Here is an 11,758-nt window from a genome sequence, read left to right as displayed (position 1 = left end):
CGCGGCCCCGCCCCACCGGACGGGGTGCGCGTGGCCGCGCCGACGTCCCACGTGCCGCGCGGACCGAGGAACAGGCACACCTCCGCGCCCCGCTCCGCGCCCAGCGCCAGCATGTCGGTGACCTCGGCGTCGTCGAGCATCATCACACCGCTGCCCTGGCTCACGCGGTGCACCGGAACCTCCCGCCGCGCCGCCTCGTCCAGCACGGCTTCCAGCGCCCCGGGCCCCTCCACCGACGGGATCTCGACACGCCAGCAGCCACCGTCCGGAAAGGCCGATCGCGAAGTCGGCGGCCGGGGCTGTGTCACGTCGAGACCGAGCGCGCGGAGCTGGGTCTGGCCCGGCAGGGGCAGGTCGGTCATCGGAAAGGCTCTCCTTCACCGTGCTCGGCGGGGTGCGTGCGCGCTCAATGTTAGCGTTCACAACGCCTGGGTCAAGCGGTTTCGCAAGCAACGAGGGTGAATCCGGACGTTTCGCGGCCGATGCGATGTGACCGTTCACCGAGTCGGGTGGGTATACCCTGAACCGGGCGGCCGATCCGGTCGCCCGCGCGCTGCGGCGGTACGGTCGTACTCGGCACGCGAGTCGCGGAGGTAGGAATGGTCCGGAAGGGGTCCACGACGGGACGTCCCGCCGTGATGGCCGACGTCGCCCGGCTGGCGGGGGTGTCGCACCAGACGGTGTCCCGGGTACTCAACCACCACCCGTCGGTGTCCCCGGGAACCCGGACGCGGGTACAGGCCGCGATCGAGGAACTCGACTACCGGCCCAACTCCGCCGCGCGCACCCTGGTGACGAAGCGTTCCAAGGTGATCGGCGTGCTCAGCCTCGACACCACGCTCTACGGCCCCGCCAGCACCCTCTACGGCATCGAGCAGGCGGCCCGCCGCGCCGGGTACTTCGTCAGCGTCGCCAGCGTGAAGGCGCAGGACGGCGAGGACGTCACCGACGCGCTCGAACGCCTCACCCGCCAGTCGGTCGAGGGCGTGGTGATCATCGCACCGCAGCGGGCCACCGTCGAAGCGCTCGCCACCGCCCCGTCCGACCTCCCGCTGGTGGTCGTGGAGGGCGGCGACGGCGGCGGCAGGCCGGTGGTGTGCGTCGACCAGGCCGAGGGCGCGCGCATGATGGTCCGGCACTTGCTCAACCGTGGGGCGCCGACGGTGTGGCACGTGGCCGGGCCCGCCGACTGGCTGGAGGCGCAGAGCCGCGTCGAGGGCTGGCGGGAGGAGCTGCGCGCTGCCGGCGCCGCGGAACCCGGACTGCTGCGCGGGGACTGGAGTCCCGCCTCCGGCTACGCCAACGGGCAACTGCTCGCCGAACGGCCCGACGTGCGCGCGGTGTTCGTCGCCAACGACCAGATGGCCCTCGGTGTGCTGCGCGCCTTCCACGAACGCGAGGTCGACGTCCCCGGCGACGTGCTCGTGGGCGGTTTCGACGACATCCCCGAATCGGCCTACTTCACGCCGCCGCTGACCACCATCCGGCAGGACTTCGACGCCGTCGGCAGGCGCAGCATCGACCTGTTACTCACGCGGATCGCCGACGGTGCGTCCCCGGCCGCCTCCACCGGTGCTGCGGCCGACGCGGCGGAGACCACCGCCGTCGTCCCACCCGACCTGGTCATCCGGCAGAGCACCGTCGGCCGGGCCCGCACCGCGTAACGCGACCGCCCGGCCGAGGCCCGGTGCGCCTCAGGTCGTCGTGGTGCCGAACGCCGGGCGGCGACACGACGACCGCGACACGACGCTCGTCGAGAACAACGTCACCAATCGGTGACGACCGTGGCGTGTCGTCCGAGACCGGAGGAATCGGCGGCGGCGGCGCCCTCTGTCTCGTCGAACCGGTACGCCGCCACGTCGCCGGCGCCACGCTGACCGCCCGCGAGGGCCCGCACCTCCTCCGCGGTCAAACCACGGCCATAGATGTGGAAGTCATCGACCGCGGCATCGAGGTGGGGATCGTCATCGTACTGCGACCGCCCGATCCAATTGTTCGCCGTCGTACCCAGACTCGACGGCGTGAGAGCCATGCTCGCGTTGGTCCCCACTTCCTCGCCGTTCACATACAGGGTGCCGGTCGTCCCGCGTAACGTGATCGCCACGTGCTGCCACCCCGTGGGCAACCGATCGGCGGAGGCGACTTGGTGCGTACCGCCTCCAGCGGACTTGATGGTGAACCGCAGCCCGGAACTGCCGGCGACCGGAGTCAGGAACATGTAGGAATCGCCCCCGGAACCGAAGTCGAAGATGCGCGTCCAACTCTCCTGCTTCGACAGGTTCACCCACGAGGCGATCGTGAAGTCGGTCACGTCCTTGACGATCCCTTCGGGCAACGACACGTACGTGGTGAAGGGAGGTCCGCTCACGGCCACGGCGTTCCCCCGCCGCCCCGGAACCCAGTGAGGCGGCGGATTCAACGGCGAGGTGCCCAGATCGACCGACGTCGCCAGGGCGATCCTGCGACCGCGCGGCGTGACCGCGTTGTAGAAATGATAGACGACACCGTTGTGATTGATCACCCACGGTTTGTGCGCGTACACCGAGTCGTAGGGTTCGGACGAGGACACCAGATGCGGACCGGTCCACTTCGTCCAATTGACGAGGTCGTAGGAGCATGCGAAGGTGTCGAAGGCACCGGGCTTCCAGAAGGCACCGAAGTAAAACATGACCCAGAGATCGCCCATCCGGACCACCTGGGGGTCGCCGGAGATCCCGGAACCATTGTCGATCACGGGGTCGAACCGATAACGCGACCAGTGGACCATGTCACGGGAGATCGCCATGCCGATGCGCTCCGTCGCGTCACCGGTGGCGTTGTAGTACATGACGTAGGGAGCGCCCAGCCGTTTCGACGGGTCGTGAATGATGTTGCTGCGATACAGCTTGCGCGTCTCCCACCACCGGGCCTCGGGGTCGCCGGGACTCAACGCGGGGGCGTCGAAGCGTTCCCACCGACCGGGAAAGGACGGGTCGTCCGTGTACGCCGTACCGATTCCGAGGTCGCCGGCCTCGTAACCGGAGTCGTCACCACCGATGTAGGAAAGCCAGTATCTGCCCGCGTGCCGCCGCAGTGTCTGAGGTCCACCCCACTTGGTGTTCTGCAACGAGACGGAACCCGCTGCCTGGGAGGCGTCCCAGGCGCCGGAACGGAAGGGCAGCGTGGTCCCGAGCGGTGTCCAGCGCAGCAGGTCCGGGCTGGACGCGATGCGCGTCTGGTACCCGCGGTCGGCACGGGCGTCGAAGACGCTGTACAGCATGTACCACGTGTTCTGCCAACGGAACACGCTCGGGGTGTCGTTCCAGACGTCCTGTTCGGGCAGTAGCACGATCCCGTACTTGTACGGTGTCTTCACCGTGTCGTAGACCTCGCGCATCACCGAATCGGGCACCGCACCGCTCTTCTTCCCGGCCGACGACGGCGCGGCGGTCGCCTGCGTGGGACCGGCCATCGCCGCGGCCGCGACGCCCAACGCGGAAGCCCGCACGAAGTGTCGCCTGTTCATGAAATACCTCTGGGGACGGTTCACCCTGCTCTCCCATCGAAACGACGATTCTTGTGATGGTCGGCGACCTCGTGCGTCACCCATCCGCGCACGCACCGATCGCCCCACGGAGGCGCATCGTCCCCGCCACTCGATCACGGGGAACACATTCTCCCGTTAGATCGGCTTTCTTTTCCGGAAGGTCGCGAAGGTGGTGCCGCCGTCACAGTGCGAACGGCGTCCCGTCCTCGCCGAGCGCCATGATCCGAGTCCGGAAATCGGTGTAGCTCGGGTACTCGCCGGCCATCCACAGCACACTCATAGCGCCGTTGCCACGCAGCCCCACCGGCTTGAAGGGGCGGACGTTGAGCTCACTGGAACCGCTGGTGATCGCCTCCGCGGACCAGGTACGTCCGCCGTTGCGTGTCGTCCAGCGCTCCACCTCGTGCCGCTGCCCGGGTCGTTGCCGGGAGAGCAACACCACGGACGGGTTCTCGTGGTCGAGCGATACTCCACCGGAGTAGTTGGGCTCGGCGGGGTCGCCACTAATGGTGCCGCCCGCGTCGGTGATCCAGTGATCCTCCCACCGGCGTCCGGTCCATCGCGCGTAGCGATAATGGTGGTCATCGTCGCTGGGGAAGGTCGCGTAAACGATGACGGGCCTGCCGTGTTCGTCGGCCGTGATCTCCCAGACCCAAGACTTGGGATTGCCGTCCACGTCCGCGTCATAGACCTTGTCGGCCTCCTCGGGGCTCACGGGGCGACCGAGCGGGCCGATCAGGCCGCCGTCGGCGCGGTACAGGTTCCCGTCCCGATAGCGCATGTAGAAGATACTGGTGTGCACGTCTCGCGGGTGCGCCTGGGTGAACGCGAAATGGATGGTGTCCCGGCCGTCGGAGTGCATTTTGAGATACGGTCGCTGACCCGGCACGAGGACCAACGGCTGGGCGCCCGTCCACTGGTCGCCCCCGGTCGTGGTGGTGAAGTTCGGATTGAAATCTCCACCCCGCCAGAAGAGGTAGAGCTTACCGGGCTCGGCACTGAGCTGTGCCAGATTCGTATACGTCCATCCGTACGGTCCCTCGGAGTTGGTCGTGATGACCCGGATGGGCTCCCATCCTCCGTCGATGTCCTCCGGCAGGACGGAGCGGCGATAGAAGAGCGGGATATTGGTGGCGTGCCCGGTCCAGAAGACGACGACACGACCATCCGGACGAACGCAGATAGCGGGATTGTTGTGATCGTCGACCTGGAAATGCTCCATCACGACCGACCTGGTCAATCGCCCGTTGTCGTGGTCGTACTGCGCGATCACGACCTCACCTTTCGCGGTGAGGTAACCGATGTAGGTGCGCCGGTGACGCTCCTCATGATAAAGCGCCCTCGGGCCGCCGAACCAGCACCAGGCACCACTGCTGGCCACGGGAAGAGAGGTCGCCGAGGCCGCGCCTTGCACTCCCAGCAACGGGGTGGCTCCGAGCGCACCGGCGAAACGAGGGCCCTACGTCTGGTGAAATCCGGCATCACGAAAGCCTTCCCGTCGCCCGACCATGAATTCCGAAAGCGCCTTCCCGAATCATGCTAGCGACCCGTGAACCGGTGTCAATGGGACGGATGCGGTAGCACTGTGGCCGTTTCCGGAAATTCGCGGCGCCGGACTCGAACGACACCTGTCGTGAATCGCCGCCCCTGCCGGAACGGCCTCGGATCGCCTTTCGCCGCCCGTCGCGGGGCCACGACGAGTCGTGGCCCCGCGAGACGTTCCCGGGCGTCCTACTCCAGCACGGTGACCGTCACGACATGGTCTCCACCGTTCACCGACTCGATGTAGAGCCGTCCGTCATCGTGGCGTACCGGCCGGTCGAATCCCCGATCCGCGCGGCTGTTCCAGACCGGACGGCCGTCCATCCGGACAAGGACCTCCCGTCCGCCGACCGGCACGCCGATCTCCCCGGTCGAGCCCGCGGGCGTGGACGTTTCCAGTCGGAACACGCGCTCGTCACGGCGCCACGAGGCCTCCACCGGCCCCGCGGCCGTGACCACACGGCCTTCAGCGCTGCCTACGTCCGCGGTGTGCGGGTCGACGACCCAGCAGGACCCTCCGTCGGCGGGCTGGATACCCACGAGTTGTTCCGTCAAGGCCCTTGTCGGGCCGGTTGACCAGCCGTGTGCGTACGACTGGTACGAACTGACGACCTTTCCGGATTCCCGCAGCGACTCCCAGAACGTACTCTGCGGGCCCTCGGGACTGGTCAGCATCCAACCCCACTGCCGCTTCATGAGATCGACCGCCGCGATCTGGGCTTCCCGGTCTCCGGACAGCTGCGCTTGCAGTTCGAACGAGCCGAACAAGAGCTGCAGGTCGTTGTCCCGCTCGGGTGTCCGCGCGCCGCGTTCCACCCAGTTGGTCGAGCGCAGCCGAGCCAGCGCCCGATCCGCGCGGTCGCCGTCCAGCAGCCCCCACCAGACAGCCAACGAGTTCGCGCTCTGCGGGTGGATGTCTCCGCGGTCCGGGTACCACGTGAGGGCGCCGGCTTCCCCGTCCCACAGGTACCGGCCGATCGCCGTGCGCACCCGTTCGGCCTCGTGGCGCAGTTCCGCGGCCAGGCTCGGCCGCCGCATCCTCTCGGCGAGCTCGGCACCGGTGGTCAGCACGCGCCAGTACAGCACGTTCGCCATCGACTCCTCGCCGTCGGGGATGCGGGACTCATGCGTGGTGTCGTTGGTTTCGTCGATGAACAGCAGGTCACGGTCGTCCGCCTTGGCGCGGATGTAGCCGAGCCCCGCGAGGTAGTCCGCCCACACGGCCCGCAGCCACGTGAGATCGGCTGTGTTCTCCCACTGTTCCGCGGTCGCGATCAGTGTCCACATGTGGTAGGTGTCCGACCGGTAGAAGCCGATCTGCGGCCCGGCGTACGGAAGCTCGCCCGTCTCCTTCTGGGCGGCATACGCGGTCATGATCGAGTTACGGGCCGAAGCCGTGTCTCCGGTGGAGACGAACGCGGTTCCCTGCGAGATGCCGAGGTCGCCCGGCCACACCGTACGATCGCGCTTGGCACCGTCGACCAGGATCGACTCCCCGACTCCGGTCACGGCACTGTTGTCCCACAGTTCGCCCGGCGCGGGCCACGCACGCCCCGCGCTCGGGTCGATCGTGGTCAGCTGGGTCGTGTAGGCACCGGCGTACCACAGTCTGTTGAGTAGGTCCGAGGACGAATAGAAGTAGTTCGGGTAGTCGCGCGGGTCCTCCATGCGTGGTGAGGCGGTGTAGTGCAGCACGACGTCGTCCACCGCCACGGTGGCGTCGTCGTCGAGGACGAGGGTGAGGTACCGGAAGGCGCCGCGCAACAGTCGGGGCGGAGCGGTCCAGGTTCCGCCGTCCTCGGCATCGACCCACACCGTGCCGTCGCGCCCGCGCGGTCCTCCGGTGGACGCTTCCGACTCACGACCCACGTAGGTCGACGTCTCGGAGAACGCGAGCCCGACCCGGGCGGTTCCGTTGACCTCACCGAAGTCGAGACTGAGGATTCCACCGACGTTGACTCCGAAGTCGAGGGTTACCCGCGATCCGGACTCCAGCACGAGCGCGTCCGGTCCGTACGCGCCCGCGGCGTTTCGCACCGGACCATGAGTGCGGTACACGCTCTCGGCCCGCACCTGCCTCGATTCGGGAGCCAGGATGTAGTTCTCCCAGGGACCCCGGCTCGTCGCCGTCGACGTCGGATCGGCGGCCAGGACCGGCCCGCCCGTCGCCGAGAGGCCGAGGACCGGAACACTCAGGCAGACCAGGCCCACGGTCAGTCTTCGTCGCGTCGTCGTCGTTGCCGTCCTTGTCGTGACCACGAAGAACTCCTTTGTTCCGGGAAGGCGGCCGTGCGCTTTCCGGTCAGTCGAGCAGGAAGGTGGCGCGTGCGCGGTCGTGCCCGTCGCGGGGCCGGGAGACGGTCAGCCCGCCGTCCACGTGCATGAGGTAGCGGTCCGGGTCGTCCGTGGCCCGCAGCGACATGCCGTCGTGACCGTGAAGTCCCCGGGTGCGCACGAAACTCGCCGCTCGGCCGTACGCGTCGGTGTCAGCGAACGGTTCCAGCCGCACGACGTCCCCGTCCACCCGCGCGTACCGCTCCGGACGGTTCACCGATTCCAGCGCGACGGTACCCGCGCCGAGGAAACCGGGCACGACCCGGAACTGGCTCGCGGCCAGCGGCGAGACCCCGGCGGTGACCCGCAGCACTCCGTCGCTGTGCCGCACGAAGGCCCCGCGCGCATCGGACGGCGACAGCCGCACGATCCGCCCGCCCTCGCCCACCGGGACACCGAAAGCCGGGGTGCCGTCCTCGTTCCAGTACAACCGCTGCACCCGGGTGTGCCGGTTCGGATCGAACAACGGATCGCCGTCGATGTCGCGGTAGGACCGGGCGTGGTAGACGAGCACGTCGGTCTCACCGTCCTCGGCCACAGTGAACGAGTTGTGCCCGGGACCGTACCGTCCGGTGCGCTCGTCGGTGACGAACACCGGCTCCGGTGACTTGGTCCACGACGCCGGGTCCAGCAGGTCCGCGTCCGCGTCGGCGGTGAGCAGGCCCATGCAGTAGCGGTGGTCGGTCGCGCTGGCGGAAAAGGTCATGAACACCCGCCCGTGGCGCACGAGCACGGCGGCACCCTCGTTGACGCGGAATCCCCGCACCTCCCAGGGCAGCGTCGGCACCGCGATCCGCACCGGGTCCCCCGTGATCGCCACCGGTGAGTCCATCTCGGCGATGTAGAGATTGCTGTTGGTGTCGATCCCCGGCTCGTGCTGGGCCCACACCAGATACCGCCTGCCCCGGTGCTCGAACGTCGTGGCGTCCAGCGCGAAGGTGTCCCAGGCCGTGGTGAGCCGCCCCCGCAGTCGCCACGCGTCGGCCCGCGGGTCGGCCGCGGCCGACTCCAGCACGTACATCCGGATGCGGAAGGGATCGTCCGCGTCACCCGCCGCGAAGTAGACGTACCAGCGGCCGTCGATGCGGTGCAGCTCCGGCGCCCAGATGTAGCCGCCCATCCGGCCCGACGACGGCCGCCGCCAGATGGTGCGCTCCCGTGTCTCGGCCAGGCCGTCGAGCGTCGGCGCGCCGCGCACGACGATGCGGTCGTACTCCGGTACCGACCCGGTCAGGTAGTACATCCCGTCCACCGGTCGGGTGATCCACGGGTCGGCCCGCCGCTCGACCAACGGGTTCCGCGTGGTGAGTGCGCCATCGTCGGCGTTCCGCACCGGCCCGCCGGAGCCGCGCCCGGCCGGGCGGTCCACCTCGCCGGCCGATGCCACGGAGGCAGGCAGCACCGCGCCCACCGAGCCCGCGGCGAGCAGGCCGCCACCCGTTCTGAGCAGCGAACGGCGATCGAGTTTCGACATGCTGGTCTCCTTGTCTCGAAAGGGAAGAGGCAGCGCGGGGCCGGTGACCGGGTGTGCGCTGCCCGGTCACCGGCCACGCCTTCACCGGGTGCCGATCCGCAGGAAGGTCACCGAATTCGGCGGGAACGTGTGGGTGAACTCGCCACCTGGCAGTCGCAGGCGTGACTCGGCGGGCCGGATCGGCCGCTCGTCCGCCGTGTTCTCCGCCTCCGGGGCGCCCTGGAGGGTCGTCACGCGCGCCGAGGGCCGCACGCGGACCTCATCGCCGAGGTCGACACGGGTACGCGCCCGCGCGTCCTGGGCATTGACCACCTTCACGATCAGCTCGCCGGTCCCCTCGTCCCGGGTGACCACCTGCCGGAACGGTTCGGCGACCTTGTCGTCGGTGAAGCTGCCCCACTCCCGGCCGTCCACGAACAGCGTGACCGTGCGTCCGCGAACCTCGACGCGGAGATCGTAGGTCCGCCCGGTCTCGATGGTGGTGTCGTCGGAGATCAAGGTCTGTTTGGCCCCGTCGTCGGTCTCCTCGACCGCCGACACGGTGTTGCCCCATCCACCGAGGTTCCACCAGTAGTAATTGCCGGTGTCCTCGACTCCGAAGGCGACGAGGAAGCCCTCCTGCCCGGAACGCTTGGTGGCGGTGACGTTGAGGTCGTAGTCGGTCCAGCTCGCGTCCCCGGCCGTGACGAGGGTGTTCTCGGCGGTGGCGTCCGACTGGACGTAGGCGCCGTCGGTCACCGACCAGGAGCCCCGCCCGCTCACGTCGTTCCAGCGTCCGGCATCGCCGGAGAAGTCGTCGGAGAACAGGACCCGTCCCTCGGGATCGGTCACGGTCACGTCGTCGTAGGCGGCGCTGGTGTTCCAGGTGGACAGTCCGATCGCCCCGGTGATCGGTCCCGACACCGACGGGGTGCCCGAGGCTTCGCTCGGCACCACGTGGTCACCCACGTTGGTCATGAACAGCTTCTGCGCCTCGTAATTCGCCGTGCCCCAGGACTCGTGGTTGTTGAACCAGATCATGTCCGGTTCCCACTGCACGTAGTCCTCGTTGGCCAGCAGCGGTGCGTAGGAGGCCATCCGCACCAGGTCGGCGTTGCGTTCGAGGCCGGTCAGGTAGGCCGACTCGGCCAGGGCGTTACGCCACCGGTTGCCCTGCGAGGCGTACTCGCCGAGGAAGACCTTCGGGCCGGACCGGTCGTAGGAGTCGTAGCGCTCGTTGTTCTCGAGGAACCATCGCGGGCTGTTGTAGTAGTGCTCGTCCACCATGTCCACGTCGTGGCGCCGGTTGAGCTCCCACGCCCGGTCGAACACCGGGCCCGCGTCGTCCGGACCCGAGTTGCTGATCACGGTGATCTCCGGGTACTCGGCCTCGATCGCGGCGCGGAACTCCACGAACCGCTCGAAGAACGCGTCGGGCAGGTTCTCCTCGTTGCCCACCGCGAGGTGAGTCATGCCGAACGGCTCCGGGTGGCCCATCTCGGCCCGCACGCCGCCCCACTCCGAGGACGCGGGCCCGTTGGCGAACTCGATCAAATCGAGCGTGTCCTGGATGTGCCGCCGCAGCAGCTCAGGGTCGTCGGTGGCCTGGTTCTGCCCGCAGCCGGTGACCAGGGCCGGCACGACCGGCACCGGCATCGCACCCAGGTCCTCGGCGAACTGGAAGTACTCGTAGTAACCGAGTCCGTAGGATTGGTTGTAGCCCCAGAAGTTGGCGTTGGTGGCGCGCTGCTCGACCGGGCCGATCGTGTCCTTCCACTGGTAGGAGCGCGCGCGCTCCCAGTCCGGCGCCTCATAGGACTCGTGGCTGCCGGTGTTGACCAGGCACCCGCCGGGGAAGCGCAGGAAGCCGGGTTCGAGGGCCGCGATCTTCTCCGCGAGGTCGGCCCGCATGCCGTTCGGCCGGTTCTTGAACGTGTCACGGGGGAACAGCGACACCATGTCCAGCGCGAGCGTTCCGGTGCCGCCCGCCGTCACGAACAGTTCCGCCGTCGTGCTGCGCCGCGTGGCCACCAGCGTGCCGGTGTACTCGGTCCACTCCGCGGAGCGCACCGCCACGGTGAGCGGCCGGGCCACGACCGATCCGTCCGCGTCGGCGAGCTCCACCGTGAGCGGGGTGCTCCCGGCGTCGGTGCGGGCCCACACGGAGAAGTCGTAGCGCTCGCCCCGGTCGACGGCGATACCGGTGTTGTAACCGCTGTTGCCCACGCCGTAGGCGCCGCCGTCCGGGCTGTCCAGGTCCAGCCGCAGGTAGTGGCGATTGCGCTCGTGCAGCCTGCCCTCGTCGTCGACGACTTCGGCCGTGCCGGACCCGCCCCGCACCGCCGTCGGGGTCCAGGCCGTCATCGGCGTGTACGAGGCGTTGTCAACGCGGTCGTACTCGAACGAGCGGTTCTGAACCAGCTCGGCGTACAGGCCGCCGTCGGCGGCGCGGTTGATGTCCTCGTAGAAGATGCCGTACATGTCCTCGGCGATCGCCGGTCCCCGGTCACCGGCATCGATGTCGAGGGTGTAGTCCGTCGTCGGGACGACGGTCCGGTCAGCGGCGGTGGAAGCCACGGGGGGAACGGCGAGCAGCGTTCCCGCGAGCGTGGCCACGCCCGCCATCAGGCCGAGTCTCGGCCGTGTTCGGGACATGGATTCTCCTCGTCGGTGTCGTCAGGCCGTGTCATGCCACGGTGTCGTCAGGCCGTGTCGTGCCACGGTGTCGTGTGGGGGGTCGTGATGCGCCAGTCGTGCTGCCGTGTCGTGCTCGGTGCCGTGCCGGGGCCGCTCCCCCGGCCGCGCGTCGGCAGGTCCCGGATACCGGGCGAGGTGTCCGTGCCGGGTTCAGCTCCCGGCCGGGCCGGTGGCCGCGACCGCCGCACCCGCGGGGCCAGGCGGAA

General features: G+C 68.9%; 6 protein-coding genes and 1 pseudogene. 1 reads left to right on the top strand and 6 read right to left on the bottom strand.

The features are described from left to right. Window positions 1–362 (bottom strand): annotated as a pseudogene (locus SACSA_RS27000) (hypothetical protein); the annotation flags it as partial. 237 nt (window positions 363–599) lie between these two features. Between SACSA_RS27000 and SACSA_RS0120345 the strand changes: the two are divergent. Then, a complete protein-coding gene (locus SACSA_RS0120345) occupies window positions 600–1,664 on the top strand; it encodes a LacI family DNA-binding transcriptional regulator (protein ID WP_019819679.1) in 1,065 nt (354 codons plus the stop codon). 101 nt (window positions 1,665–1,765) lie between these two features. Here the strand turns inward: SACSA_RS0120345 and SACSA_RS26450 are convergent, their stop codons facing one another. The 5 genes from SACSA_RS26450 to SACSA_RS0120320 form a co-directional block, all read right to left on the bottom strand. Beyond that, window positions 1,766–3,505, bottom strand: a complete 1,740-nt coding sequence (locus SACSA_RS26450) for a LamG-like jellyroll fold domain-containing protein (RefSeq protein ID WP_019819677.1) — start codon at window positions 3,503–3,505, stop codon at window positions 1,766–1,768. 202 nt (window positions 3,506–3,707) lie between these two features. Further along, a complete protein-coding gene (locus SACSA_RS0120335) occupies window positions 3,708–4,940 on the bottom strand; it encodes a BNR-4 repeat-containing protein (protein WP_232213032.1) in 1,233 nt (410 codons plus the stop codon). Between the two features lie 317 nt (window positions 4,941–5,257). Next, window positions 5,258–7,327, bottom strand: coding sequence for an alpha-L-rhamnosidase-related protein (locus SACSA_RS23975; RefSeq protein WP_157597048.1), 2,070 nt, complete (start codon window positions 7,325–7,327; stop codon window positions 5,258–5,260). A gap of 43 nt (window positions 7,328–7,370) precedes the next feature. After that, complete coding sequence (locus SACSA_RS0120325) at window positions 7,371–8,876, bottom strand: family 43 glycosylhydrolase (RefSeq protein ID WP_019819671.1); 1,506 nt, start codon at window positions 8,874–8,876, stop codon at window positions 7,371–7,373. A gap of 81 nt (window positions 8,877–8,957) precedes the next feature. Beyond that, window positions 8,958–11,510, bottom strand: a complete 2,553-nt coding sequence (locus SACSA_RS0120320; RefSeq protein ID WP_028662088.1) for an alpha-L-arabinofuranosidase C-terminal domain-containing protein — start codon at window positions 11,508–11,510, stop codon at window positions 8,958–8,960. Window positions 11,511–11,758 lie beyond the last annotated feature (248 nt).

Origin of the sequence: Saccharomonospora saliphila YIM 90502 (genome assembly GCF_000383795.1) — a bacterium.
In the GTDB taxonomy this organism is placed as follows: Bacteria; Actinomycetota; Actinomycetes; order Mycobacteriales; family Pseudonocardiaceae; genus Saccharomonospora; species Saccharomonospora saliphila.
Note: the sequence above shows the minus strand (reverse complement) of the source record. Positions and strands in the feature narration are given on the sequence as shown.